Genomic DNA, 26,429 nt, shown 5'->3' with positions numbered 1-26,429 from the left:
ACCGTCGCCCATAGCGCCGCACCGCACACCTTCGGGCGAACACGTCCATGTGGTCCGCTCACCGCCCGGCAAACATTAACGCGCAGCGGTTTGAGCCATCCGGCGCGCAAAGTGTATTTCCACCGCCCGACGCACGCTTTGCGCGATCCGTTCGCGCCCCTCGCGACTGTCAAGGAATGCAGCATCCTGAGCGTTGGAGATATAGCCGGTTTCAAACAGGATCGAAGGCAGGTCGGGCGCCTTTAGCACCAGCAGCGAAGCCATGCGGTGGAAGTTGCTCTTCACCGGAATCAAAGGTTTTGCCTCGCGACCGAGCAGGCGCGCAAATCCGGCCGACGCGTTCATCGTTTCCCGCTGGGTCAGATCGATGAGAATGGAGGACACGTCCTCGCTCTCATCCAGGTTCACCCCAGCGATGATGTCTGCCTTGTTCTCGCGCGCGGCAAGCCGCGCGGCCTCCTTGTCGGACGCGACATCCGAAAGCGTGTAGGCGGTGGCGCCAGATGCCTCGACGTTGCCGGCACTGTCGCAGTGAATGGAGATGAACAGGTCCGCGCCTAGTTGACGAGCCACCCCGAATCGCTCGCGATGCAGGATGTAGCGATCATCATCACGCGTCAGCGCTACGCGGACGCGTCCGGACTCCAGCAGCTCATCCCTGATCGCGCGGGCGATCTTGAGCGTCACGTCCTTTTCGCGCAGACCCGTTTCGGCATTGATCGCGCCCGGATCGTTTCCGCCGTGACCGGCGTCGATCACCACCAGTGGCCGGCTGTCATCCCCCTGCACACGCGGCAAAGCGCTCTTGCGCGCGGGCGGCACCGGGATCGACACCTTGTACTTGGGCTTGGCCTTTCCCCAGCCGAACGGAAGGAAACTTAACGGCGAGGCCACGCTGGCCGCGGCGAAGCGGCGCCCGTCAACCTGGCGCAGCGACAGCTCCAGCGTGCGCCCATCATCCTGAAACTCGCCCTTCGATACGATCATCGGTTCAGCAAGGTCCAGCACCACGCGCGCGCTATCGGCCCCGCGCCAACCCTGCCGCACCGCCGTGATCGCCCCGTCGCCGCCACTCGCGCGGCCCGGACGAGCGCCGTCGATATCGATCGCAATGCGCTGCGGCCCGTTCAGGATGAAGCTGGACGCGCCGCGCACCGCTTCATCGAAACGGATCGTGATCCGCCCCTCTCGCACGTCCACGCGCTGCACCGTCGCGGCCCAGCCCGGAGTGCCGAATGAAAGACCAGCCAAGAACGCGAGCAGCATCGACATTTGCCCTGCATGCCGCGTCGGCTGCTCGCTGGTCCAGCGAAAAGCCATGATACGCAAACCCTTCTTCCCTGCCCGATTCGGGTTACGCCGCTGCTGGTCAAATCGCAGTTGCTCATTGGGGTTAACAAGCTGTTCGGCACGTTTTTGCCGCTTGTCCGGCAAGGACGTTCCGGTTGCCGAATGACAAACGACTTGCTAGTCACCACGTTGATCGGATTGCAGGCCTTTGCGCCCGCTGCCGACCCACCGCCCGACCGGCTGTTCACGCCGGCCCGGGCCATCAGGTTGACGTTCGCATGTCGCATTTTCCCCCACCGCAGTTTCGACCGGCTCTTGCCGGCGGCGCGGGCGCGGGGCTGATCCAGGGCGTTGCGCCCGGACGTGCGCGGCGAACGAAGGCACAAGTCACCACCATCCGCTTGCCCGGCGAACGAGAGCCGGCAGCGCCTTATCATCGCGTGACCCCGCCGTCCGGCGGCGCGAGTCGCGCGCGGAGACCATATAATGACCATGCGCATGCTGATCGACGCACGCCACCGGGAGGAAACCCGCGTGGCCGTCGTCAAGGGAAACCGCATCGAAGAGTTTGATTTTGAGAGTGCCGAGCGCAAGCAGCTCAAGGGAAATATCTATCTTGCCAAGGTGACGCGGGTCGAGCCGTCGCTGCAGGCGGCGTTCGTCGACTATGGTGGCAATCGCCACGGCTTCCTCGCTTTTTCGGAAATCCATCCCGATTACTATCAGATCCCCAAGGAGGATCGCGAGGCACTGCTGCGCGAAGAAGCGGAGCATGCAGCCGAGGAAGCAAAGCTGCGTGCCGAGCAGGAGGCCGCCGAAGACGCCGACCTTGACGCCCCCGAGGGTGATGCCGAGTTCGAGGACGAGGCGGACAACGACGCGGACGGCGGTGACGAAATCGAGGGCGATGTCGATAGCGAAGAGGGCCCCGCCCGCGCCGCCACCGGCATCAACGACGATCAGGTGGAGGCGCTGCGCCAGCGCCGCATGAACCTGCGCCGCCGCTACAAGATCCAGGACGTGATCCGCCGCCGCCAGGTGCTGCTGGTCCAGGTCGTGAAGGAAGAGCGAGGCAACAAGGGCGCAGCACTGACGACCTATTTGTCGCTGGCGGGCCGTTATTGCGTGCTGATGCCCAACACCTCGCACGGCGGCGGGATCAGCCGAAAGATCAGCAATTCGGCCGATCGCAAGCGGCTGAAGTCGATCATGGCGGAAATGGAACTGCCGCCCTCAATGGGCTGCATCGTGCGCACCGCAGGTCTCAGCCGCACGCGTACCGAGATCAAGCGTGATTTCGATTACCTCGCCCGCCTGTGGGACGGCATCCGTGAAAAGACGCTGACGAGCGCGGCACCAGCGCTCATCTATGGCGACAGCGATCTCATCAAGCGCGCGATCCGCGACATCTATAACAAGGACATCGACGAGGTCATCGTCGAGGGTGACGAAGGCTATCGCCAGGCGAAGGACTTCATGCGCCTGCTGATGCCAAGCCACGCCAAGCGGGTGAAGCATTACAGCGATCCCATTCCGCTGTTCCAGCGCTGCCATGTCGAGGATCAGCTCGCCGCCATGTACCACCCGGTGGTGCAGCTGAAGTCGGGCGGCTACCTCGTCATCAACCCGACCGAGGCGTTGGTCTCGATCGACATCAACTCGGGCCGTTCGACGCGCGAGCATAATATCGAGCAGACCGCGACCGCGACGAACCTCGAGGCGGCACAGGAAATCGCGCGTCAGTTGCGCCTGCGCGACATGGCCGGTCTCGTCGTCATCGACTTCATCGACATGGACAACAATTCCAATGTCCGGAAGGTCGAGAAGGCGATGAAGGAGGCGCTGAAGAACGATCGCGCCCGCATCCAGGTCGGCCGCATCTCGTCGTTCGGCCTCATGGAAATGAGCCGCCAGCGCCTGCGCACCGGCGTGCTCGAGGCCTCCACCCGCCCCTGCCCGCATTGCGAAGGCACCGGTCTTGTCCGCACCGCCTCGTCCGCGGGCCTCAGCGCGCTGCGCCTGATCGAAGACGAAGCCGCGCGTGGCCGTGGCTCGCTGCTGACGCTGCGCTGCAGCCAGGAAGCCGCCTTCTATGTGCTCAATCGCAAGCGGGCCGACATCGCCGAGATCGAGGATCGTTATGGCGTAGCCGTGGAAATCCTGCCGGATGGTGAGCAGGAAGGCGCGCGCATGTCGGTCGAGGCATCGGGTCCGCCGCCGGCCTATGCTCCAAAATTCGCGCCGCCGCTCGAGGAGATTGAGGAAGACTTCCCCGAGGAGATCGAGGAGGAAGAAGAGGAAGAGCTCGAGGCCGAGGACGAGGCGCCCCGCGCCGAGGAAGCACGGGGTGACGAGCAGCGTGAGGGCGGTCGCAAGCGCCGTCGCCGTCGTGGCCGGCGCGGTCGGACGAATGGCGAAGCCGGCGCAGCGCCCGCGTCGAACGCGGACCTCAGCGAAGGTGATGAAAGCGACGCCGCCAGCGAAGACGAGGCTGTCGATGCGGCGGAAGCGGAAGCTACTTCCGACCACGACGATTCCGAGGGCACGGCAGAGGGCGAAGGCGGTCGTCGCCGGCGCAATCGCCGCGGGCGCCGGCGGCGCCGTGAGAATGGGGCCGAACGCGACGCCAATCGCGTCGAGGGCGACAGCGTCTCCACCGCGGCCGAGGTGAGCGTGGAAGCGGAGACCGCGGAAGCGCCGTTGGTCGAGACCGCGATCACCGAAGCTCCTGCTGTGGAGCCCGTCGCGTCCGAAGCAAGCGCAGACGCGACCGCCAACGCAGCTGCGGAAGCGGAGCAGCCGGCCCCGAAGACCCGGCGTCGCCCGCGTGCCAAGAAGGCGGTCGAGCAGGCACCTGTCGCTGCGCCGGCAGAGGCACCGGCGGTCATCGAAACGCCCGGCATCGACGCGATCGCGCCGGCGACGGAGGAAGGCGCACCGGCCAAGCCGAAGCGCACTCGGCGCAAGAAAACGGACGCTCCGACCACGGATGCCACCGCCGCAGCCGAGGCGGCAGCGCCAGCCGAAGCGACGGAAGCACCCGCCAAGCCGAAGCGCACCCGGCGCAAGAAGGCGGATGCAGCGACAGAAGGCGCCGCGGATATGCCCGCAGCGGACGCTGGCGCTGCACCGTCGAACGCGGCAGCCACCCCGGCCAGCGACGCTAACGCTGCCGATGCGGCTACTGCCGGCACTGCGGCCGAAACCGGAGAAGGCACCGCCGAGGAACCCGCCGCAGCGCCGCGCCGCGGCTGGTGGCAGCGGACCTTCGGTGCGTAAACCGCCGGTTGTGACACGTTGCCGGTGATCGACATGCGCCGGGCTTCAGCGATGGTTAAGCCACCATCATGCTGGGTTCGGCGCATGTCCGTCGCTCGCCGATCGATCATGCAGCGCCCGCAGCTGTGACCCGCCGCTCCGCTGCTCTTCGCCTACTGGCCGCTGCGGCCCTGGCCTGCGTTTCCATGGCACAGGCTGCCCAGGCGCAGTCGATCTTGCGCGACGCCGAGACTGAGACGTTGCTGGCGGACATGACGGCTCCGCTCATCACCGCCGCCGGGTTGCGGCCCAGCGACGTGAAGGTCGTTTTGGTCAACGATGATTCGATCAACGCCTTCGTAGCGGGCGGTCAGATCGTCTATGTGCACTCTGGCACGATCCAGGCGGCTAAGACCGCCAACGAAGTGCAGGGCGTCATCGCCCATGAACTCGGCCACATTACGGGCGGGCACGTCTCGCTTGCCGGCCGCGGCTTTCAGGAAGCGACGGGCATCTCCATCCTTTCCATGGTGCTGGGCCTGGCGGCAATGGCCGCTGGTGCCGGGGAAGCGGGCGCCGGCGTTCTCGCTGCCGGGCAGCAAGCCGCCATGACCAAGTATCTCGCCTTCTCGCGTCAGCAGGAGGCCTCGACCGACGCCGCCGGCGCGAAATATCTCAACGCCGCCGGGATCAGCGGCAAGGGATATCTCAATTTCTTCAAGACGATGCAGCAGCTTGAATATCGCTACGGCATCACCCGCAAAGTTGAGTACATGCTCAGCCACCCGGTTTCGTCCGAACGCGTGGCGGCGGTTTCAGAAACGCTGCAGGCTTCGGCAGCCTGGAACAAGCCGCTCAATCAGGATTGGGAAGAGCGCTTCAAGCGGGTCCAGGCCAAACTGGACGGTTATCTGCTACCGCCCGCGCAGGCGCTCCAGAAATATCCGGAGGGCACCCAGACCATCTACGCGCACTACGCCCGCGCCTATGCCTATCACCGCAGCGGCTATCCCGAGAAGGCAGACGCTGAGGCCGACGCCCTGGTCGCCAACAAGCCCAACGATCCCTACTTCCTGGAGATCAAGGGCCAGATCCTGCTTGAGGCAGGCAAGCCGCAGGAGGCCTTGGCGCCGCTGCGCGCCGCAACTGACGGATCGCGCAACAACCCGCTGATCGCCACCACGTTCGGCCATGCACTGATCGCAACGGAGGACAAGGCGAACTACGAGGAAGCCAAGCGCGTGCTGCGTACGGCCGTCGCCCGCGATGATCAGAACCCCTTCGCCTGGTATCAACTCGGTACCGTTTACGAGCGCACCGGCGATCCTGCGCGGGCAGCGCTCGCCACGGCCGAACGCGCCAGCATGGTAGGCGATCACCGCACGGCTGCGGCTAGCGCACGCTATGCCCTTGCAGGCATCCCACAAAATACGCCTGACTGGATCCGGGCACAGGATATCGCGATGACATCTGCCAATTCCCTCGACGGCGACAAGCGCAAGCGCAAATGAACCGACTTACCCTGTTGCTGGTCGTGCTGCTGGGCGCGACCTTCGGTGCCGTGGGCATGTGGCTGGCCGAACGGGCTGCCCCCGGTGACCTGCGCGTAAGTGACAAGGCGCAGATCGAGAAGGTGGTGCATGACTACCTCCTCAGCAATCCCGAGATAATCCCGCAGGCGATGCAGAAGTTGCAGGAGCGCGAAAGCGGCCGTGCGGTGGCGGCCAATCGGTCCCGAATCGAAACGCCGTATCGGGGCGCGGTGATGGGCAACCCAAATGGCGACGTTACTCTCGTCGAGTTCTTTGATTACAACTGCGGCTATTGCCGGGCGAGCCTGCCGACCATCGATCGACTGGTGAAGAGCGACCCAAAGTTGCGGGTCGTGTTCCGCGAGCTGCCGATTCTGGCCGAAGAAAGTCGGGATGCGGCCCGTGCTTCCCTTGCCGCGTCTGCACAAGGACGGTTTCCGGCCTTTCACCAGGCACTATACGCAGGCGGGGCAGTAAGTGCGCAGTCGATCGCCGCCGCGGCGCGGAGCACCGGCGTGGACCTCACCAAAATGCCTGATGACGTCGACACGGAGATCGCAGGCAATCTGGGCCTGGCTGCGAAGTTGGGCATCAGCGGGACGCCGGCGTGGGTAGTGGGTGATAAGGTACTCTCTGGCGCCTTGCCCTTTGATCGTTTGCGGGAAGCAATCGCCGAAGCGCGATCGTCGCGGGACTGAGCGGTGCGGCCGCCGGGCACTGCGCGAGCGGCTATATCAGCCGCGGGGGGCGAAGCGTTGTCCTGACACCATGGATGGTGCGACCTTTCGGCGGGCAACGGCGTTCCCTTCACGGACGTCTTAAACGCCGCAGGTGACCGTGCTCAGCTATCTTCGTCGTTTCCTCCTCATTCTCCTTCTCGCCACGATGACCGGCATACCTGCGCTGGCTCAGGACGCACCCGCGAATAGTACCGCGCCGACCATCCCGGCGGACCCTTTTGGTCGTGAAACGCCGCGTTCCACCGTAAGCGGATTGATCGAAGCACTCGCGAAGCGCGACTATAACCGAGCCGCCAATTACTTCGACCTGCCGGTGCAGGACGACGCGCGAGTGATGGACGGCGCGTCGGAGCTGGCCCGCCGGTTGCAAGTGCTGCTGGACAGTGGCGGCACGCTGTTGCCGTTTGCTCGGCTATCCAATGAGCCTGCGGGGCGCATCGACGACGACCTGCCGCTCGACCGCGAACTTGCCGGCGATCTCAAGGGAAGCACCGGCGACGCGCCGATCTTGCTGACCCATGGATCGTTGAACGGTCGCTCCGTGTGGCGGATCTCACATGATACGATCCGGCAGTTAATGGCAGTGCCGGCCACAAAGGTCGCCGCCCCTACGACCGACGCCGTCGTCGGCATCGACGTTGCCGGCGCACCGGCCGAAGACTGGGCATTGCTGATCGGCATTGCTGCGCTCAGCTTTGTGATCTTACGACTGATTGCTGCCGCTGCACTGGCCGTAATGCGCCGCGGCATCACCGATCCGGATGCGAATGCAGTATATCGCTTCTTCCACGCCGCTCTGCCGCCGCTCAGCCTCTTCATCGCGGTCATGGCATTTTACACTTGGGCCGAGCGCCTTCAGGTAGCGATCGTCGCCCGCCAGACGCTGCTGCGGTACGCCGGCGGGGTCGCGGCCATTGCGTTGGTGTGGTTCGGCCTTCGCTTGGTCGATGCAGTCGCGGATGTCGCCATTGCACGGATGCATCGCCGATCCCGCCGTCAGGCCGTTTCGGTCGTCACGCTGTTGCGGCGGGCGGCGAAGATCCTGCTGTTGGTGTTCAGCATCGTCGCCGTGCTCGACACGTTCGGCATCGATGTCACGACCGGCATTGCGGCACTGGGTATTGGCGGTATCGCCCTCGCACTAGGCGCGCAGAAGACAGTCGAGAACTTGGTCGGCAGTGTCACCGTGATTGCCGATCGTCCCGTTCAGGTCGGCGATTTTTGCCGAGTGGGAGACGTAGTCGGTACGGTGGAGGACGTCGGCATCCGATCCACTCGTATTCGCACTAATGATCGGACGATCGTCACCATCCCGAACGGCGATTTCTCCTCCCGTCAGATCGAGAATTTCGCCAAACGGGACCGCTTCCTTTTCGCGCCTAAGATCTACATCGAATATACCACCCCCGATAAAATCCGGGAGGCGGTGGCGATCATTGAGGACGTGCTGCTCTCGAACGAGAACATCTCAAAGGATGGGCCGCGGGCGCGGTTCAACAACTTCGGGGAAAGCGCACTGGAGATTGAGGTATTTTCCTACATCGCACTCAGTGACTTTGGGGAAAGCACGACCGTGCGGCAGGATTTGCTGCTGTCGATCTACGAGCGGCTGAGCGCGGCCGGTATCACCATCGCCGTTCCGACCCGCACATTGTTTCTGGCGCCAAAGCCGCCAATCGCCGACCAAGACGGGCCGATGGCGCATTCCAGTGCACCGCCCGAGAATTCCTGATCTCCACTTCAACCGCAAGGGATACCACGATGAACGCAGCGGACGTGTTCAGCACCTTATCGATCGAGTTGAAGCCGGACCCGTCCCGCACCGTCATCCGCCCGTTCAGCTTCGCCTATCCCGAGCCATTCGGCAAAGACCGCCCCAAGCGGATGCAGCAGGTGGCCGATCGGTTGCTGTCGCTCGACAAGCCGATGCGTGAACGAATGCGCATGCTGCTCCAGCGGCCGATGCATGAACGCCACCGCAATGCAGACGCCACCTTTCTGCGCCGCTTCGCTGATGTCGCCGGCGATCTGAAGCTGCCGCCAAATCTCGACGAGACGGACCGCCTGCTGATCGGCGCTTACTTCAGCCAGGAATATGCCTTCGAGTCGGCCGCTCTCTTCAATCCCAGCATCATTCCACTGCCGGATGCGGACGAGAACGACGACTCGCTTGCCTTTCTGCTATCCCTGAGGGGGATCGGGGAGGGTCATATTTCCTCCGTGACATTCCGCACGGGAACATGGGATGCGGGCGACCAGGTCATCGTCCATCCGGCCAGCCAACAAGGTGTTCCGCCGCGAATAGACAAGGAAGAAGCCGGATGGATCCGGCTGCTGTGCGACGAGAGCGATGATGTTTCGGAAACCGTGCTGTTTCCGGTGCTGCCCAGCCAACGCTCAGGCATCGAGGATCTGCGCATGGTTCGTTTCACCGACGATGACGGGAATCGCAGCGTGATCGGGACCTACACTGCCTTCGACGGGGTGACCGCCCGGCAGGAGATGCTTCGCGGGGTCGATATGCGCACCGTGGAGATGCGCGCGCTGACCGGCGCCATGTCCGGGTACAAGGGCATGGCGCTGTTTCCACGCAAGATCGGCGGCCAGTTCGTGATGCTGGGCCGTCAGGACAATGAGAACATCTGGCTGCTCCGGTCCGATCGGCTGGAACATTGGGACGACGGCGTGCGGATCCTCGCGCCCAAATATCCATGGGAGTTCGTCCAGATGGGGAACTGCGGCTCGCCCATCGAAATCGACGAAGGCTGGCTGGTGTTCACCCACGGTGTAGGCTTGGTGCGCGGCTATTGCGTCGGTGCCTGTCTGCTCGACAAGGCCGATCCGTCCCGTGTGCTGGCACGCACCCCCTCACCGCTCCTGTTTCCCAGCGCCGAGCAGCGGGGCGGTTACGTGCCCAATGTCACCTATAGCTGCGGTGCGCTGCTTCACCGCAGGCGCATCCTGTTGCCGTATGCGATTGGTGACGAGTACAGCGCCTTTGCCGTCGGGAATGTGGATGATTTGCTGTCGGTAATGGTCGCGGCCTGATCGGCGGCGCGAGGGAACTTGCGCGGGACGGATGACAGCGCCGCCGCAAGTCCCCACATGGGCATCATGCGTCGCCAACCAAGCATCATCCGCGTCATCGATCTCGAAACCACCGGCAACGCTCCGCCCCAGCATGGCGTATGTGAGATCGGTTGGCAGGATGTGGCGCTCGGACCAGACGGACGATGGGAGCTGTACGGCGAAGGCGGGCAGCGGCTGGTCAATCCGGGCCGGTCCATGCCGCCGATCACACAAGCGATCCATCATATTCGCGATGAGGATGTGGCCGACGCGCCATGGTGGCATGACGTCGCCCGAAACGTCCTGGATCCCTATCCCCGCCGCGTTGCGCTCGCTGCGCATCGCGCCGATTTCGAGCAGCAATTCTGCACGCCCGCGCTCACCCACGGTGCGCAGTGGATCTGCACATGGAAGTGCGCTTTACGCCTCTGGCCCGACTCGCCCAGTTTTTCCAATCAGGTGCTACGATACTGGCGCAAGCCGGAGGGCCTGGACCATGAGCGTGGCTTGCCGGCGCACCGCGCGTTCCCGGACGCCTATGTCACGGCCCACCATCTGCGGGATCAATTGAACGAAGCCAGTGTTGAGCAGCTGATTGAATGGTCCAGCATACCGGCCTTGCTGCCACGGGTGCGCTTCGGCCCAGACCGCGGCAAGCCGTGGAACGAGATCGAGGAGGAGAGCCTGATCAAGTTCCTGACTGATCGTGATCCGGACGTGCGGTTCACCGCCGAAACCGAGTTGGCCCGCCGCCGTGGTGGTGGGCTCGTCGGCCGGATGAGCGCCCAGGAACTGCTGCTTTAGCAAAGTCAGGACAGCAGCTCTGGCGTTTTCTCCGATCCGCTCCTAGACGCATCTGCGATGGCCGGGGAACGGGGGCAAAACTTCGCTACCAGCGAAGGCAAGATCGGGCGCGTGCTGATCGCCTTTATGGCGGTCGGCTTTCTTGCGCTGATCGCCGCAGGCTTTGCCGCTGCATGGGTGACGGGCGAGCTGGCGCGGCACAGCCAGGCTGTCTCGCATACCTATGAGGTCGAGCTGGCGATCGCGGACACCCGCCGCCTGATCGAGCAGGGCGAGACGACGCGCCGCGGGTTCCTGTTGTCTCCGGACACGCCGAGCTTCCTTGAATCCTACAATGAGGCGGCGGCAGCGCTGCCACGCGCGGCCAAAAGGCTGCGGCAGCTGACGTACGACAATCCGCGGCAACAGTCACACATCCGCACGCTGGAACGGCACCTTCGCGAGTTGCTAGCGCTGCGCGCGCAAAGTGTGGAGCTCATCATCGGCGGTAAGGTGAAGGAAGCGAACGAGCGCTTTCAGGCCGAACTGAGCAGTACCCGCCTTGGCGAAATCCGCGCTGTCTTCGATGCCATGGCACGGGAGGAACGAGAATTGCTGGCGGCGCGTGATGCGCAACAGGAACGCAGCATCGGCCTGTTCTACACGGTCCTGGCGGTGGCGGGGGTGCTGCTGGTTGCAGTGGCGGTGGCGGCGCTTCTGGTGGTGGTGCGCTACACCAGCGATCTGGCGCAGTCTCGCGAGCAACTCCAGCAGTTGAACGAAAGCCTTGAAGCGATCGTGGTGGATCGCACGGCGGATCTTTCTCGCGCCAATGACGAGATTCAGCGGTTCGCTTATATCGTCAGCCACGATCTTCGCTCGCCGCTCGTGAACGTGATGGGCTTCACTTCCGAACTGGAAGCAGCGGCAGCGGCTTTGCGCGCGTTGGTCGAGCGTGTGGAGCAGGATGCGCCGGCCATCCTGACCGATGACGCCCGCCTTGCCGCGCAGGAAGACTTGCCTGAAGCGATCGGCTTTATTCGCACATCGACCCAGAAGATGGATCGGCTGATCAACGCGATCCTCGCCCTATCCCGACAAGGGCGGCGGGTGCTTGCGCCCGAGCCGCTCGATCTGATGCGGATGGTGGGCCAGATCCGCGATTCGATGGCGCACCGACTGGATGAGACGGGCGCCCGTATCAATGTTGACGGCATCCTACCGGCGCTGGTCAGCGATCGCGTGGCAATCGAGCAGATCCTGTCGAACCTGATCGAGAACGCGGTTAAATATCGCCACCCTGACCGCCCCGTCGAAGTACAGGTGAGTGGTGGCACGGCGGGTGACCGGGTGTGGATCGCCGTCTCTGACAATGGCCGCGGCATCGACCCGCGCGATCACGAGCGTGTGTTTGATCTGTTTCGTCGGTCCGGCACGCAGGACCAGCCCGGCGAAGGCATTGGCCTCGCCCATGTCCGCGCTCTTGCCTATCGCCTCGGCGGTACGATTACTTTGCGGTCTGCGCTTGGCGAAGGGGCAACCTTCAGCCTATCGCTGCCGCCGACGCTGACCTTGCAGGAAAAATCTTGAGATGAACGCACATCAATCCGTCAGCATCGTGATGATCGAGGATGACGAAGGCCACGCGCGCCTTATCGAAAAGAACATCCGTCGTGCGGGCATCCTCAACGACATCAAGCATTTTCTCGACGGGACCAGCGCGCTCGACTATCTGTTCAACGCGCCTGACGGCCCGGCCCTGAACGGCCCCGCGCTGGTGCTGCTCGACCTCAATCTCCCGGACATGAGCGGGACGGATATTCTCGCGAAGATCAAGCAGTCCGATGGGCCGGTTAAGCGCACGCCGGTGGTGGTCCTGACCACGACAGACGATAGCCGCGAGATTCAGCGCTGCTACGATCTTGGCGCCAACGTCTACATCACCAAGCCGGTGAACTACGAAAGCTTCGCTCAGGCGATCCGCCAGCTCGGCCTCTTCCTGTCCGTGATCCAGGTTCCCGATCTCGAGGGATGATGCGCGGCGGTTCTCCGATCGTGTCTAGTGGTCAGCCGCGCGATTGCGGCCGCGCGAGCGGCTGCCTTGGCCCAGCGGCGGATCTTGCGGGCGTCGGTCGTCGCCTGGTGCGTTCTGAGGCCGATCTGGATGCGAGCGCCTGATGGATCGCATTCTCTACATCGACGATGACGAGGGTATTCGTCGCCTCGCTTCGCGCGCCCTGGCTCGTCGCGGGTGGGACGTTACGACGGCAGACGGTGGCGAACTGGGGGTGCGCATCGCCGCCGAGCAGCGCTTTCATCTCGTCGCCGTCGACCATTACATGCCCGGAATCGACGGGCTGGAAACGCTGGCACGCCTTCGGCAGCTGCCCGATCCGCCAAGCGTCGTTTATGTCACCGGTTCGGAAGAGCAACGGGTCGCCGTAGCCGCGCTGCGTGCCGGTGCTTCCGACTATGTCGTGAAATCGGTAGGCGACGACTTTTTCGACCTGCTCGACGCATCATTCCGGGCAGTTGTGGCGCATGCCCAGCTGGAGAAGCAGAAATCCGCCGCCGAGGAGTCGCTGCGCGTCTCCAACGCACGGCTGGAAGCGCTGTTGGCGGAGGTAAACCACCGGGTCGCCAATTCGCTGCAGCTCGTATCGGCGATGGTGCGGTTGCAGGCGGGTGCCCTCACCGATCCCGGCGCACGGGCTGCGCTGGAAGATACGCAACGCCGGATCAGCGCCATCGCTCAGGTGCATCGTCGGCTCTACACCGGCGGCGACGTCGAACATGTCGACATGCGCGAATATCTCGGCACGCTGGTCGACGAGCTTGCGGAAACATGGTCGACCGTCGATCGCCCGCGCGCGCTCCGGCTAGCGGCAGAACCGATCCGATTGCCGACAGACCGGGCCGTGTCGCTGGGCGTGATCGTAACCGAACTCGTCAGCAACGCCTGCAAATATGCCTACCCTGCCGGCAGCGGCGAAGTTCGTATTGCCCTGCATCGGGAAGGCGATGACGTGTTTCTGCTGGCGGTTGAGGACGATGGTGTCGGCATGTCGGGCGGCATCTCGCCAGGCGGAACCGGTGTCGGCACAAAGCTGATCCGGGCTATGGCACAAAGCCTGCAGTCGAGCGTCGAATATGATCCGTCGCATCGCGGCACCCGCGCTATCCTGCGGGCGGCGCTCGCCTGATTTGAGGCTGCCCAATGGACGGGCAGGTGGTAGAAATCCCTGGATTTCATCCTAGAAGGTGGGCGAGCCCAACCAAGGAGCGCCCCAATGAAAACCCGTGCAGCCGTCGCATTCGAGGCGAAGAAGCCGCTGGAGATCGTCGAACTCGACCTTGAAGGGCCGAAGGCCGGCGAGGTTCTGGTCGAGATCATGGCGACCGGAATTTGCCACACCGACGCCTACACGCTCGACGGCCTCGATTCCGAAGGCATCTTCCCTTCGATCCTCGGTCACGAAGGCTGCGGTATCGTGCGCGAGGTTGGACCCGGGGTGACCAGCGTCGCGCTCGACGATCACGTCATCCCGCTCTACACGCCGGAATGCCGCCAGTGTAAATCGTGCCTCAGCCAGAAGACGAACCTTTGCACCGCGATCCGCGCGACTCAGGGCAAAGGCCTGATGCCGGACGGCACCAGCCGCTTCAGCTACAAGGGCCAGCAGATCTTTCATTACATGGGCTGCTCGACCTTCTCGAACTTCACCGTCCTGCCCGAAATCGCGGTGGCCAAGATCCGCACCGATGCGCCGTTCGACACCAGTTGCTACATCGGCTGCGGAGTCACCACTGGTGTCGGCGCGGTGGTGAACACCGCCAAGGTGGAGCCCGGCGCGACTGTTATCGTCTTCGGCCTCGGCGGTATTGGCCTTAACGTGATCCAGGGCGCCAAGTTCGCGGGCGCAGCGCGGATCGTGGGCGTGGATATCAACCCGGACCGGGAGGAATGGGGCCGCAGGTTCGGCATGACAGACTTCGTCAATCCCAAGGACGTTGGCGACATCGTCCAGCATCTGATCGCGATGACCGACGGCGGGGGTGACTATACCTTTGATTGCACCGGCAACACGGTGGTGATGCGCCAGGCGCTGGAAAGCGCACATCGCGGCTGGGGCGAATCGATCATCATCGGCGTAGCAGAGGCCGGGAAAGAGATCGCGACCCGCCCGTTCCAGCTCGTCACTGGACGAGTGTGGAAGGGCACCGCGTTCGGCGGCGCGCGCGGCCGCACCGACGTGCCGAAGATCGTCGACTGGTACATGAACGGCCTGATTCAGATCGATCCCATGATCACGCACCGGCTGACCCTGGACGACATCAACAAGGGTTTCGACCTGATGCATGCCGGGGAAAGCATTCGCAGCGTCGTGGTATACTGAGCCAGTCGCGAGCGGATGATGGAGGGACGGGCGAAATCCAGCCCGCCCCTCGACTCCTGCACGGCGGGTAGGCATGACAGCTCCCTAAATCTAGGGGAGAGGACCGATGTTCAGCCACGTAATGGTTGGATCGAACGACATTGCTCGTTCGCGCAAATTTTATGACGCCCTGTTTGGCTCGCTGGGCGGCAACCCGGCGATCGAGGATGACAAGGGCCGTCTGATCTACATGCACAATGGCGGGCTGTTCCTGGTCACCAAGCCGATCGACGGCGAGGCGGCGACCCATGCCAACGGCGGCACAATCGGCTTCGCCATGTCCGGACCCGAGCAGGCGGATGCGTGGCACAAGGCCGGCGTCGAGAACGGCGGCGTTTCGATCGAGGACGCGCCGGGTGTGCGCACCGGTGGCTTCGGCAGCCTGTATCTCGCCTATCTCCGCGACCCTGACGGCAACAAGCTGTGTGCGATGCACCGGATGCCAGCCTGACGTGATAATCGCTTGGGAGACGCACCCGCGCCGAATTCCGCGGCGGCGAGCGTCTCCCGGACCGCTCAGGACGTCGCGTTCGAACTGCGGCGCACGCTCTGCGATCCGTCGGCCGAGTTGAAGCATCGATAGGCCGCGCGGCTTATTGGATGCGGCTTACCCCGCTGAGCGCCAGTTGGCGGTCAATCGCGGCGACGAGCCGATCAAGCGCGCCTTGATCCCGCGCCTCGGCACGAGCGGTCAGCATCGCCTGCGTGTTGGACGCACGCAGCAGCCACCAGCCATCCGCAGTGGTGACACGGGCGCCATCGGTGCGGTCGACCTCAGCCCCATCTGCGGCTAGGCGCGCCAGTACCTCCTGCACCACCGCTTCTCGCCGCGCCTCATCCACAGGGAAGCGCAGCTCAGGCGTGGCCACCACTTTCGGCATGGCATCGCGCAACGCCGCCAAGGTCTTGCCGCTCGCTCCGATAGCGCGGATCAGCTGTATCGCGGCGTAGAGTGCGTCATCGTGCCCGCCAAGCTCTCCGAAGAAGATATGCCCGCTCATCTCCCCGGCCAGTGGCGCGCCAACCTCGTGCATCATCGTCTTGATATTGCTGTGACCGCTCTTCCACATCACCGGTCGGCCACCCAGTTCGGCGATGTGGTCAAACAAGGTGCCGCTCGCCTTCACATCCGCCACGATGGCCGCTCCAGGGCGCTCGCGAAGCACTGGTCCTGCAAGGATGGAAAGCAACTGGTCGCCAGCGATCACCCGCCCTTCTCCATCAACCGCGCCGATGCGATCGCCATCCCCGTCGAAAGCTACGCCGAGATCGAGCCTTTCCCGCGCGACCAGCGCCTTCAGGTCGGCGAGATTTGCCTCTTCGGTAGGATCGGGATGATGGTTGGGAAAATTGCCGTCCACGTCCGTGAACAGCAAATGGTGCTCACCCGGCAGCAATCGAACGAGGCGCTCAATCGCCGGCCCGGCGGCACCATTGCCGGCGTCCCAGGCAATACGGAGCGGAACAAGACCGTCGGCCGCAGCGAGACGACCGACATAGTCGGGAAGCATCGCCCTTTCGCTAACGCGTCCAGCGCCGCTCTCCACATCACCCTGCTCCGAGAGCGCGGCCAGTGCCGTAATGTCCGATCCGAAAAACGGGCGGTGTCCAAGCACCATCTTGAACCCGTTGTCGTCGCGGGGATTGTGGCTGCCGGTGACTTGGATACCCCCGTCCACGTCGAGGTGGCGTTCGGCATGGTACAGCATCGGGGAGGGGCCGACGCCGATCCGAACCACGTCGATCCCGGCGCCGAGCAGGCCATCAACCAGCGCTGCTTCCAGCATCGGCGAGGAAAGGCGGCCGTCGCGGCCAACCACCACCCGGGCACCTCCGCCTCTTCGAACAATCGATCCGAAGGCACGCCCTATCGCCATTGCATCTGGGGCGCTCAGCGATTGGCCGACAGTACCGCGAATGTCATATTCGCGCAGGATTGACGAAGGGAGGCGGTGCCGCATCGGCGTTGCTTACGCGGCCCCATCCACTCTCGTCACCCCCCTCCCCGCTCAACCGCAGGCTGCTCCCACCTCATTCGTAGCGGAGCGCCCGGATCGGATTGGCCCGTGCGACCTTGAAGGCATGGCCCGCGATCGTGATCACCGCAATCGACAGCGCCAGCGAACCCGCCAACAGAAACGGCACGGGCGTCATGGCCATTCGCGTGTCGAAGCTGTTCAACCAGTCCCGCATCACCCACCAAGCGATCGGCCAGGCGATGACATTGGCCGCCAGCACCGGCCGGCTGAACTGCCAGACCAGCAGCCGAACGATGTCGAGCGTGCGGGCGCCAAGCACCTTTCGAATGCCGATCTCCTTGGTGCGCCGTTCGGCCGTGAAAGCGGCGAGCCCGAACAGCCCGAGGCAGGCGATCACCACCGCCAGGATCGCAAAGCCGGCGAAGATTTGCGCGCGCCGCTCTTCCGCCTTGTAGAGATCCTCGACGATCGCTTCGCTGAACTGTGCCTCAAACGGTACGTCGCTGACGGCTTGTTTCCACACCCGTTCGACGCCGGCGCGCACCGCGGCGGGATCGCCATCGTAGCGGATCACCATATGAGTAGTGCCTTCCCGCGTGCCGAGGAACACGATCGGATCCAGGGGTTCGCGCACCGAACGGAAGCGCGAGTCCTTCACCACGCCGACAACCGTGATCGGCATTTCGCCGACTTCGGGCCCCATGCCGAGCCGAAAGGTCTTGCCGATGATTTCACGCGGCGTGCTCGCGCCAAGCTTTCGCGCCGCATATTCGTTGATCACGACATTGGATCCCCTGGCGACAAGCGCGCGCGTTTCCTCAGGAGTTTCAGGAAACGAGAGGGTCTGGTCGTCCATCGGGCGACTCGGGTCGAACCAGCGGCCCGCGACAACATCCAGCCCCATCGCGTCGCGGAAACCTGCATCGACGCGGTAGCGCCCCAGTGAAACCGGCTCCGAACGGCCGGGCACCAGCACGCCAGTGTTGCTGTTGTTCATCGTCGCAACGCCGATGTCTGTCCGGCCCACCGCGACCACGCCAGGCACGCGCTTCATCCGCTCGGCCAGTTGCTCGCCGCGGCCGATCAGCTGGTACCGGCTCATATTCTCCACCTGCAGAATATGATCGCGCTTGTAGCCGGGATCGACCGAGCGCGCGTACACCGTCTGGCCATAGACGATGGCCGTGCAGATGATGAGAGCGATGGAGATCGCAAACTGCCCCACCACAAGCACGCTGCGCAGCCGTCCACTTCCCGGCGTTTCCGCCGAGGACTTGTTGGCCTTCAGCACGCTTGCCGGCTGGAAACGCGACAGGAAGAACGCCGGGTAAAGCCCGCCGAGCAAGCCGACGATGCCTACCAGACATACGGCCGGCAGCAGCATTCCGCGTGATCCGAAATAATCAAAGGTAAGATCGGCATCGAGGAAGCTGGCAAACGGCCGGATCAGCAGTTCCGCCAGCGCTAAGGCGATGACAACTGCAATCAGCGCCACCAGCAGGGACTCACCAACGAACTGCCCGATCAGCTGCTTGCGCGTGGCCCCGAGCACCTTACGCAGCGCCACCTCCCGTGCGCGTTGACCGGCCCTGGCCGTCGCCAGGTTGGTGAAGTTCACCACTGCCATGCTGAGGATCAATGCTGCGATGATCGCGAAGGTCACGATCGTGCCGCGATCATTGCCCGGCGTCAGCGATCCGGACTGCGCCTTGCCCAGATGCACATCGGCGACCGGCACGAGCTTCCAGTCCGCATCATCGCCCTGATTGAAGCGATTACCACCGAAATTCTCATCAGGGATGTTGCGTTTTTCCCAGGCGGGCATCTGCGCATTGATGGTGTTCACGTCACTGCCGGGCTTCAGCTTCACATAAACCCAGCCGGACTGGCATCCCCAGCAGCTCAGAAACTCCCGCTCCTGCGCAAAATAGGACGCAAAATCACGGCGGACGACTGCATTGATTTTTAGGTGTGAATTCTTCGGCAGATCCGCGAGTACCGCGTTGATGCGGTAATCATAGGTTTTGCCTTTTTGGATGAGGCTGATCGTGCGGCCCACCACATCATCGGTACCGAACTGCCGCATCGCTTCCGACCGCGTTAGGATCGCGGTGTCGGGCGCGTTGAGAGCCCCCTTCGATCCCCTGATCACTGGCAGGTTGATCACCGACAGGAGGTCGCCGTTGGCGACCAGATAATCCTTTGCGGTCGTGACCTGCCCATCCTTGACGATCGTCGGGCTGCCCGCGAGCAGGTACACCGTGCTCTCGACCTGCGGAAAATCCTTCCGGATTCGCTCTTCCGCAACGTAGCTTGCCATCTGCAAGAAGAACGGCGGTCCATCGCGCGGGTTGGGGAACCACGTCTGCAACTGATAGGTGTTTTCGCCATCCGGCATCCAGCGATCGAAGCTGGTTTCATAGCGGATAAAGGCGAGGATCAGCAGGCAGGCGGCCATGCCGATCGCCAGACCCAACAGGTTGATGATCGAATAAGCGCGGTTCTTGGCCAGAGCGTTGATCGCGACGGTGAGATAGTTTCGCCACATGGCAGGGCGCCTCCTAGGCGGGTCCGACAGGCTGGATCAGGGCAGCGAGCGCGGTCATGCGGCGCGGCGGCGTTCCTGGAGGATGCGGCCGTCCAGCATGTTGACCACACGGCTCGCATAATCGGCATGAGCCGGCGAGTGGGTGACCATGACGATGGTCGACCCTTCGGCGTTCAGTTGCTGAAGCATACGCATCACCTCCTCGCCGTGATTGGTGTCGAGATTGCCGGTGGGCTCGTCTGCCAGAATGAGCTTGGGCGCGGCGACCAGGGCCCGGGCCACGGCGACGCGCTGTTGCTGGCCGCCGGAAAGCTGGCTGGGACGATGGCGGGCGCGATGCCCGATGCCGACGCGGTCCATCACTTCCTCCGCCCGCGCCCGCCGCTCTTTGGCGGAGACGTCGTGGTATAGTAGCGCCAGCTCGATATTGTCCCGAACAGTCAGCTCATCGACGAGATTGAAGCTTTGGAAGATGAACCCGATGTGCGCCTTGCGAAACTCCGCCAGTTTCGCCTCGCCCAGGCCGGCGACTTCGGTGCCATCGAAGACATACGAGCCGCTGGTCGGGCTATCGAGCAAGCCGACGACGTTCAGCAGCGTCGACTTCCCACATCCGGACGGCCCCATGATGGCGACGAACTCCCCCGCGGCGATGTCCAGGTCGATCCCGTCCAGCGCCACCGTCTCGACGCTGTCCGTGCGATACAGCCGCATCAGGTCACGCATCCGCAGCATCAAACATCCTTTCCTTGGGTGAGATCGAGCGCGTCCTTGTCGGCGAACCCGGTATAGGGAGAGGTGATCACGCGCTCACCCGCCGTGAGCCCGTCGAGTACCTCGACATGATCATTGTTGCGTCGGCCAAGCCGTACCTGGCGCTTCACGGCGGAGCGGCCATCGGGCGCCACCACGAAGACCCAGGCGCCGCCGGTGTCGTTGTAAAAGGCGCCGTTGGGGATCAGCAGGGCCGGTGACGGATCGCTGAGCGTCAGGCGGGCCTGCACAGTCTGGCCGCGCTGCAGCCGCTCCGGCTCGACGCCGAGGAACTGAAGCTCGATCTGGAACTGGCCGTTCTGGACCTGCGGGAAGATCTTGGTGACGCGGGCCATATGAGTGCGGGTGCCGGCATCGATCCGCGCTTTCTGCCCAACCTCCACACGGCCGAGGAAGAATTCATCCACACCGGCCTGGAGCTTGTTTCGCCCTGGTGAGTCGATCTGGCCGATCCGCTCACCGGGCGACATGGACTGGCCGACCTGAATGGAGAAGCCCGACAACTGCCCCGAAACGGGGGCACGCAGGTTCAGCGCATCAAGGTTGGCGCGTGCCAGTTGGAGGCCGGCCTGAAGCGATGCGGTGGAGGCGCGCTGCTGTGCCAGCTGGCCGCGCTGCAACTTCTCGTCCGTACTGCGGCCCTGACGGACCACGGACAGCCGCTGCCGCTCGTAGCGCAACTGATCGCTCGTATCGGCAAACTGCCGGCCGGCGACAAAGCCCCGTGCAGCGAGCGGCGCTTCGCGATCAAACTGACGCTGCGCCTTTTCGAGAGCAAGCTGCGCCTCCAGTACGGCCCGCTCGTTCAGCACGCGGGTCTGCGCCAGTGACAATTCCTGAGAGCGCATGTTGTTGATCTGCTGCTCGACCTCGGTCTGGCGCGCGAGCGTGGACAGCTGAAGTTCGGCATTGGACAGAATGGCGATTGGCTGACCCTGGGTCAGCATGGTGCCATCCTCGACCAGTACCTTTTCCACGCGCCCGCCCTCGATGGCGTCGATATAGACGGTCAGCAGCGGGGTGACCCGCGTGCGCAGCGGGATGTAGTCCTCGAACGTACCTCGCTGGACGGCGGCGATCGTCAGGCGGTCTGCGGCGATGGACTGCGTGCCGGGCCGTGGCGCAAGCCACCAGAACAGGAGCATCGCGACCGCGAGGATTACCGCGGCGCCAGCGAATATCCAGGACCGGGGCAGGTGCTTGCGGGCCACCACGCGGTCCATGCCGCTGCCGGACACGGCGCGCGGCTCCGCCGCGTGATCCTGCGGCATGCGCAAGACGCTCATCGCGTCCGCTTCCGGACAGGAGTGTGCGAAAACGAACGGTTCACAACGCCACCGAGAAGCTGAGGTTCGGGGTGGTCAGTGACAGTGCAAATATCGGCGTGGCCGCTCCTCCCGGCGCCCTGACGAGGGCAGCGCAGGCCATCGTGATGGCGAGGAGCAGCATCAAACGGGCAAGAGGCGCTTTAGTCATGCGCGGCCACTTGCAGGCGGCGTGCCAGATGCGGGCGAACCCTCGCCGGCCAACGTCGGATTGCAATCAAGGCCCGCCGCGCCGTTGTGGGTTCCGCCCGCTGCGACACCGGAAATTACCCGACTTTCAGGATATAGCCGCCAAGGTTTAGGAAGAGGCGCCGACGCGGAAAATCGGACAATGGCGGTCAAGGTATTGAAAGACTGTCACTTGATAGGGCTGGCACAAGACTTGATTGTCCGAAGTCGAACGGTGACTGTACGAGAGCGGACGGGATGGGGCCTGAATTTGATCGCTGCGTGATCGTCGACGATGACGACGATATCCTGCTGGCAGCCCGGCTGCTGCTTAGGCCCCTGTTCCGGGAGGTCGTAACCGCGCGAAGCCCGGAGGAGGCGCTACCCGAGATTGAGGGCCGGGCGCCCGACGTCGTCCTATTGGACGCAAACTTTGCGCGCGGTGCCACGGATGCGAGCGAGGGGCTGGCGTGGCTGGACCGGTTAACCGCGATCGACCCGGAAATGGTGGTGGTGATGATTACCGCCCATGCCGGGGTTCATGTTGCCGTCGCGGCGATGAAACGGGGCGCTACCGACTTCGTGCCCAAGCCCTGGTCGAACGACCGGCTGCTCGCCACCGTACGTACGGCCGCCGCGCTGCGCCGGTCGCGAAGCGCCGCTGGCGCCCCACGACCCTCACCGGCCACCAAGTCCCCGCTGCTCGGCCATTCCCCCGCCATGGCGCGCGTCCATTCGCTGATCGAGCGCGCGGCGCCGACCGACGCCAATGTCCTGGTGCTGGGGCAGAACGGCACCGGCAAGGAAGTGGTGGCGCGTGAATTGCACGCCCGCTCGCTGCGCGCGGCCAAGGTGCTTCAGACCGTGGATCTAGGCGCGATTGCGACAGAGCTGATCGACAGCGAATTGTTCGGCCATGTCAAAGGTGCATTCACCGACGCAAAGACCGATCGCATCGGGCGGATCCAGGCGGCGGATGGCGGAACGCTGTTTCTGGATGAAATCGGTAACCTGCCGCTTCACCTTCAGCCAAAGTTGCTGACCGCGCTGGAGCAGCGGCAAGTAACGCCCGTGGGGGCGAACAAGCCGGTGAAGGTCAACATTCGCGTGATCGCCGCCACCAACATGCCCCGCGAGCGGCTGATGGATGAGCGCGTGTTTCGCCAGGATCTATTGTACCGGCTCAACACGGTGGAGATCGCGCTGCCGCCCCTCGCCGAGCGGCCGGAGGATGTTATTGAACTAACCGAGCATTTCCTCAGCCATTACGCCACACGCTATGATCGCCCCTGCCCGGCGCTGAGCGACGCGGCGCGTGCTGCGCTGATCGCGCATGACTGGCCCGGCAACGTCCGCGCGCTGCGCCATGCGGTGGAACGCGCCACCATTCTTTCGGCCCGCCATGTGCTCGAACCGGAGGATTTCGGCCTGGAGCCGGGTATGCGCCGGCCTGTTATCCACCCCCCCCGGCCAGCAGAGGATCTGAACCTCGATCGGGTTGAACGGCGGCTGGTGGAAGAGGCGCTCCGCAAGCACGGCTACAACATCACGCTCGCCGCCGGTGAGCTGGGACTATCGCGAGCGGCACTTTATCGGCGCATGGAAAAGCATGGGCTTTGACCGGCGCTTCACGCTTGGCCTGATCTTTCGCATATCGGTGCTGCTGCTGGCACTGATGGCCGTGGTTTGGGCGTTCCGCACGCCATCCCTGGTCATGGTGCGGGTGGTCGCCATTGGTCTGTCACTGCTGGCGGCGGCGGCGCTGTGGCGGCATGTCGCGCGCACCAATCTGGAACTGGCGCGATTCCTGGAGGCAGTGCGGCTGGGCGATTTCGCAGCGCACTTCCCCGAGGCGGGCGGTGCCGGGTTCGGCACGCTGGGCGCCGCGCTGAACGACGCGATCCGGCGCCTGCGCGAACAGCGTGGGCAAATCGATGCCGAGCTGCGGTTCAAGGATGCGCTGATCGATGACATGCCAATTGCGCTGCTGACGATCGATGGCGGCCGCGTGGAGCCCGGCAACAAGGCGGCGCGGGCGCTGTTCACGCGCCATGCGGGCGTCAGGCCGGAGGATTATGCGACCTATGGCGCCACCTTTGCCCGGCGACTGGCCGACGAAGGTGCCAGCGGCGAGGAGATGCTGATCCTGAACCTCGACGGTCGGGCAAAGCGCACGCTCGTTCGGCAGGCCACGCTCAACCGGCTGGGGCGGCGGACGCGCGCGGTAGTGGTGCAACCAGTGCAGGAGACCTTGGATGCGGTGGAAATGGCGGCGCAGACCGACATCATCCGCGTCCTCACCCACGAAATCCTGAATTCACTGACCCCCGTGATGTCGCTGGCGCAGACAACGGCGACACTGTTGTCGAACGATCAGGTCGATGCCGCCCGCATCGCGGATGCGCGTGAAGCGGCCATGACCTTGGCACGCCGGACGCAGGGGCTGGGCCATTTCATCGACAGCTATCGCGTGGTCGCGCGCGAACCGACGGTGGTACAGCATGCGTTCGCCGCTACCGAGTTCGCCGAGGAGCATGCGCGCCTGTTCCGCGCCGAATGGCCGAACGTGACGTTGCACGTGAACGCCAGTCCCCTCTCGATCCACGGCGACCGCGCGCTGCTCTCGCAATTGCTGCTGAACCTGCTGCGCAATGCGGCACAGGCGGCGAGCGAGCATCGCCCCGATCCCGCCGTGACGCTGACCATCGCCCCCGCCCAACCGTTGATGATCGAAGTGGCCGACAACGGCCCGGGCGTTCCCGCCAAGCTAAGGCAGGAGGTGTTCCTCCCCTTCTTCACGACCCGTGCCAAGGGCACCGGCGTCGGGCTGAACCTGGCACGGCAGATTGCGGTGGCGCATGGTGGCACGCTGGAGGTGCATGAGGCGCCGGGCGGTGGGGCGCTGTTCCGCCTGCTGCTGTGAACGCAGCCGGGCGTCAGGTAGCGCTGAGCGTGCGGCGCACGGCGTCGCGCCAGCCGGCGACCAAGGGCGCACGCACATCCGCGGCCATCGCCGGGTCGAACTGCCGGTCGCGCGACCAGAGCGCCGCCAGTGCATCGAGACCGGACCATAAGCCAGTGGCGAGCCCGGCATGAAAGGCAGCGCCGCGCGCGGTGGTTTCCAGATCGCCCGGACGCTCCACCGGCGTGCCGATGAGATCGGCTAGAAATCCGCAGAGCCAGTCGTTGGCCGCCATCCCGCCGTCGACGCGAAGCCGCTCCGGCCGGCCACCGCCGTCGGCCATCATCGCCTCCGCCAGATCGAGCGTCTGATAGGCGACCGCCTCCAGCGCGGCGCGAGCGAGGTGCGCCGGGCTGGTATCGAGGGTCAGGCCATAGATGGCACCCCGCGCTGCCGGATCCCAATGCGGCGCCCCGAGACCGACAAAGGCGGGAACCATGTAAACGCCGTGGCTGTCCGGCACTTGAGTGGCCATGTCGTTGGTCTGACCGGCATGAGTGATGATGCCGAGGCCGTCGCGCAGCCATTTCACCGCCGCGCCAGCGACGAAGATCGAGCCTTCCAGAGCATAGGTCGTCTCGCCGTTCAGCCGATACGCGGGGGTGGTGAGCAAGCGATGCTGCGACGTGACGGCGTCCGCACCCGTGTTGAGCAGCATGAAGCAGCCAGTGCCATAGGTCGATTTGGCCGCGCCGCGATCGAAACACGCCTGTCCGAACAACGCCGCCTGCTGATCCCCGGCCATGCCCGCGATGGGAATGGCAGCGCCGAGCAAATCCCGGTCGGTGGCGCCATAAACATGGGCATTGTCATGCACGTCGGGCAGCAAGGCGAGCGGCACGCCGAGCAACCGGCATAGTTCCTCGTCCCATGAGCCGCGGTGAATGTCGAACAACATCGTCCGGCTGGCGTTGGTGACATCTGTGGCATGTACCCTTCCCCCCGTCAGCCGCCAGAGCAGGAAGGCATCGATGGTGCCGAACGCCAGCTCGCCCCGCTCCGCACGCGCCCTCGCCCCCTGCACGTGATCGAGCATCCACGCGATCTTGGTCGCCGAGAAATAGGGATCGATAAGGAGGCCAGTGCGCGCGCGGATCAGATCCTCGGCACCATCGGCGCGCAGCCGGGCACAAAGATCCGCGCCGCGCCGGTCCTGCCACACAATGGCGCGGTGGATGGGCTGGCCGGTGGCACGATCCCAGATCACCGCCGTTTCGCGCTGATTGGTGATGCCGATCCCCGTGACGTCAGCCGGATCGATCCCCGCGTTGCCGATCACCTGCCGCGCGGTGGCAAGCGTATCGCGCCAGATATCCTCGGGATCATGCTCTACCCAGCCGTGGGCGGGATAATACTGCGGAAACTCCACCTGAGCGATCGCGACGCGACGCGCGCTTTCGTCGAACAGGATGCTGCGCGTGGAGGTCGTTCCTTGATCGATCACCAGGATGTGCGCCGCCACGTCTCTCTCCACCCATTCGTCGGCACTGACCTTGGCGTGCCTTTCGGACCATCGTCAACGCTGTCACCGCCGGCGCCCGCCGCTATGCTGGCGGCAACGGACA

At 64.3% G+C, this 26,429-nt stretch carries 20 protein-coding genes; 13 read left to right on the top strand and 7 right to left on the bottom strand.

Annotated elements, in window-relative coordinates; translation table 11 throughout:
- Positions 1-75: 75 nt before the first annotated feature.
- Positions 76-1,320: an N-acetylmuramoyl-L-alanine amidase gene (locus LK535_RS06795; protein ID WP_227771158.1), complete on the bottom strand. Its 1,245-nt coding sequence runs from the start codon at positions 1,318-1,320 to the stop codon at positions 76-78.
- A gap of 468 nt (positions 1,321-1,788) precedes the next feature.
- Between LK535_RS06795 and LK535_RS06790 the strand changes: the two genes are divergently transcribed.
- The 11 genes from LK535_RS06790 (at position 1,789) to LK535_RS06740 (ending at position 15,559) form a co-directional block, all read left to right on the top strand.
- The gene (locus LK535_RS06790) at positions 1,789-4,569 is read left to right on the top strand and encodes an Rne/Rng family ribonuclease (protein ID WP_227771557.1); all 2,781 of its coding nucleotides are present in this window, start codon (positions 1,789-1,791) and stop codon (positions 4,567-4,569) included.
- A 185-nt stretch (positions 4,570-4,754) separates the two neighbouring features.
- Positions 4,755-6,059, top strand: a complete 1,305-nt coding sequence (locus LK535_RS06785; protein ID WP_227771157.1) for a M48 family metalloprotease — start codon at positions 4,755-4,757, stop codon at positions 6,057-6,059.
- A complete protein-coding gene (locus LK535_RS06780) occupies positions 6,056-6,778 on the top strand; it encodes a DsbA family protein (protein ID WP_227771156.1) in 723 nt (240 codons plus the stop codon). Before LK535_RS06785 ends, LK535_RS06780 begins: the two co-directional genes overlap by 4 nt.
- Positions 6,779-6,917: 139 nt before the next feature.
- Complete coding sequence (locus LK535_RS06775; RefSeq protein WP_227771155.1) at positions 6,918-8,552, top strand: mechanosensitive ion channel family protein; 1,635 nt, start codon at positions 6,918-6,920, stop codon at positions 8,550-8,552.
- 29 nt (positions 8,553-8,581) lie between these two features.
- Positions 8,582-9,868, top strand: coding sequence for a glycoside hydrolase family 130 protein (locus LK535_RS06770; RefSeq protein WP_227771154.1), 1,287 nt, complete (start codon positions 8,582-8,584; stop codon positions 9,866-9,868).
- Positions 9,869-9,934: 66 nt separating this feature from the next.
- Positions 9,935-10,693, top strand: coding sequence for an exonuclease domain-containing protein (locus LK535_RS06765; RefSeq protein WP_227771153.1), 759 nt, complete (start codon positions 9,935-9,937; stop codon positions 10,691-10,693).
- Positions 10,694-10,750: 57 nt separating this feature from the next.
- Complete coding sequence (locus tag LK535_RS06760) at positions 10,751-12,262, top strand: sensor histidine kinase (protein ID WP_227771152.1); 1,512 nt, start codon at positions 10,751-10,753, stop codon at positions 12,260-12,262.
- A gap of 1 nt (position 12,263) precedes the next feature.
- The gene (locus LK535_RS06755) at positions 12,264-12,707 is read left to right on the top strand and encodes a response regulator (RefSeq protein ID WP_227771151.1); all 444 of its coding nucleotides are present in this window, start codon (positions 12,264-12,266) and stop codon (positions 12,705-12,707) included.
- 142 nt (positions 12,708-12,849) lie between these two features.
- Positions 12,850-13,875, top strand: coding sequence for a sensor histidine kinase (locus tag LK535_RS06750; RefSeq protein WP_227771150.1), 1,026 nt, complete (start codon positions 12,850-12,852; stop codon positions 13,873-13,875).
- Between the two features lie 87 nt (positions 13,876-13,962).
- Entirely contained in the window at positions 13,963-15,069 is a 1,107-nt protein-coding gene (locus tag LK535_RS06745) for an S-(hydroxymethyl)glutathione dehydrogenase/class III alcohol dehydrogenase (RefSeq protein ID WP_227771149.1), read from the top strand.
- 106 nt (positions 15,070-15,175) lie between these two features.
- Positions 15,176-15,559, top strand: a complete 384-nt coding sequence (locus LK535_RS06740; protein WP_227771148.1) for a VOC family protein — start codon at positions 15,176-15,178, stop codon at positions 15,557-15,559.
- A 142-nt stretch (positions 15,560-15,701) separates the two neighbouring features.
- Here the strand turns inward: LK535_RS06740 and pgmG are convergent, their stop codons facing one another.
- The 5 genes from pgmG to LK535_RS06715 form a co-directional block, all read right to left on the bottom strand.
- A complete protein-coding gene (gene pgmG, locus LK535_RS06735; protein ID WP_227771147.1) occupies positions 15,702-17,069 on the bottom strand; it encodes a phosphoglucomutase/phosphomannomutase PgmG in 1,368 nt (455 codons plus the stop codon).
- Positions 17,070-17,139: 70 nt separating this feature from the next.
- Positions 17,140-19,635, bottom strand: coding sequence for an ABC transporter permease (locus LK535_RS06730; RefSeq protein ID WP_227771146.1), 2,496 nt, complete (start codon positions 19,633-19,635; stop codon positions 17,140-17,142).
- A gap of 54 nt (positions 19,636-19,689) precedes the next feature.
- Entirely contained in the window at positions 19,690-20,370 is a 681-nt protein-coding gene (locus LK535_RS06725) for an ABC transporter ATP-binding protein (protein ID WP_227771145.1), read from the bottom strand.
- Positions 20,370-21,695 carry an efflux RND transporter periplasmic adaptor subunit gene (locus LK535_RS06720; RefSeq protein WP_227771144.1) on the bottom strand — a complete coding sequence of 442 codons (1,326 nt, stop codon included), beginning with the start codon at positions 21,693-21,695 and terminating at the stop codon, positions 20,370-20,372. The genes LK535_RS06725 and LK535_RS06720 overlap by 1 nt, the downstream gene beginning before the upstream one ends.
- A gap of 40 nt (positions 21,696-21,735) precedes the next feature.
- On the bottom strand, positions 21,736-21,885 hold the full coding sequence (locus LK535_RS06715; RefSeq protein ID WP_227771143.1) for a hypothetical protein: 150 nt from the start codon (positions 21,883-21,885) through the stop codon (positions 21,736-21,738).
- A gap of 275 nt (positions 21,886-22,160) precedes the next feature.
- On the opposite strand from LK535_RS06715, the gene LK535_RS06710 reads away from it, so the two are divergent.
- Entirely contained in the window at positions 22,161-23,522 is a 1,362-nt protein-coding gene (locus tag LK535_RS06710) for a sigma-54-dependent transcriptional regulator (RefSeq protein ID WP_227771142.1), read from the top strand.
- Positions 23,512-24,825: a sensor histidine kinase gene (locus LK535_RS06705; RefSeq protein ID WP_227771141.1), complete on the top strand. Its 1,314-nt coding sequence runs from the start codon at positions 23,512-23,514 to the stop codon at positions 24,823-24,825. The genes LK535_RS06710 and LK535_RS06705 overlap by 11 nt, the downstream gene beginning before the upstream one ends.
- A gap of 13 nt (positions 24,826-24,838) precedes the next feature.
- Here the strand turns inward: LK535_RS06705 and glpK are convergent, their stop codons facing one another.
- Positions 24,839-26,326, bottom strand: coding sequence for a glycerol kinase GlpK (gene glpK / locus LK535_RS06700; RefSeq protein ID WP_227771140.1), 1,488 nt, complete (start codon positions 26,324-26,326; stop codon positions 24,839-24,841).
- Positions 26,327-26,429 lie beyond the last annotated feature (103 nt).

The organism is Sphingomonas sp. IC4-52 (assembly GCF_020707225.1).
Taxonomy (GTDB): Bacteria; Pseudomonadota; Alphaproteobacteria; order Sphingomonadales; family Sphingomonadaceae; genus Sphingomonas.
Note: the sequence above shows the minus strand (reverse complement) of the source record. Positions and strands in the feature narration are given on the sequence as shown.

Bases quoted from the DNA above. Each gene is read 5' to 3' on its own strand.
- LK535_RS06715 (WP_227771143.1), bottom strand. From the start codon at position 21,885: ATGACTAAAGCGCCTCTTGCCCGTTTGATGCTGCTCCTCGCCATCACG.
- LK535_RS06705 (WP_227771141.1), top strand. From the start codon at position 23,512: ATGGGCTTTGACCGGCGCTTCACGCTTGGCCTGATCTTTCGCATATCG.
- LK535_RS06730 (WP_227771146.1), bottom strand. From the start codon at position 19,635: ATGTGGCGAAACTATCTCACCGTCGCGATCAACGCTCTGGCCAAGAAC.
- LK535_RS06740 (WP_227771148.1), top strand. From the start codon at position 15,176: ATGTTCAGCCACGTAATGGTTGGATCGAACGACATTGCTCGTTCGCGC.
- LK535_RS06755 (WP_227771151.1), top strand. From the start codon at position 12,264: ATGAACGCACATCAATCCGTCAGCATCGTGATGATCGAGGATGACGAA.
- LK535_RS06720 (WP_227771144.1), bottom strand. From the start codon at position 21,695: ATGAGCGTCTTGCGCATGCCGCAGGATCACGCGGCGGAGCCGCGCGCC.
- LK535_RS06745 (WP_227771149.1), top strand. From the start codon at position 13,963: ATGAAAACCCGTGCAGCCGTCGCATTCGAGGCGAAGAAGCCGCTGGAG.
- LK535_RS06770 (WP_227771154.1), top strand. From the start codon at position 8,582: ATGAACGCAGCGGACGTGTTCAGCACCTTATCGATCGAGTTGAAGCCG.
- LK535_RS06710 (WP_227771142.1), top strand. From the start codon at position 22,161: ATGGGGCCTGAATTTGATCGCTGCGTGATCGTCGACGATGACGACGAT.
- pgmG (WP_227771147.1), bottom strand. From the start codon at position 17,069: ATGCGGCACCGCCTCCCTTCGTCAATCCTGCGCGAATATGACATTCGC.
- LK535_RS06725 (WP_227771145.1), bottom strand. From the start codon at position 20,370: ATGCTGCGGATGCGTGACCTGATGCGGCTGTATCGCACGGACAGCGTC.
- LK535_RS06790 (WP_227771557.1), top strand. From the start codon at position 1,789: ATGCTGATCGACGCACGCCACCGGGAGGAAACCCGCGTGGCCGTCGTC.
- LK535_RS06750 (WP_227771150.1), top strand. From the start codon at position 12,850: ATGGATCGCATTCTCTACATCGACGATGACGAGGGTATTCGTCGCCTC.
- LK535_RS06765 (WP_227771153.1), top strand. From the start codon at position 9,935: ATGCGTCGCCAACCAAGCATCATCCGCGTCATCGATCTCGAAACCACC.
- LK535_RS06780 (WP_227771156.1), top strand. From the start codon at position 6,056: ATGAACCGACTTACCCTGTTGCTGGTCGTGCTGCTGGGCGCGACCTTC.
- LK535_RS06760 (WP_227771152.1), top strand. From the start codon at position 10,751: ATGGCCGGGGAACGGGGGCAAAACTTCGCTACCAGCGAAGGCAAGATC.
- LK535_RS06795 (WP_227771158.1), bottom strand. From the start codon at position 1,320: ATGGCTTTTCGCTGGACCAGCGAGCAGCCGACGCGGCATGCAGGGCAA.
- LK535_RS06785 (WP_227771157.1), top strand. From the start codon at position 4,755: ATGGCACAGGCTGCCCAGGCGCAGTCGATCTTGCGCGACGCCGAGACT.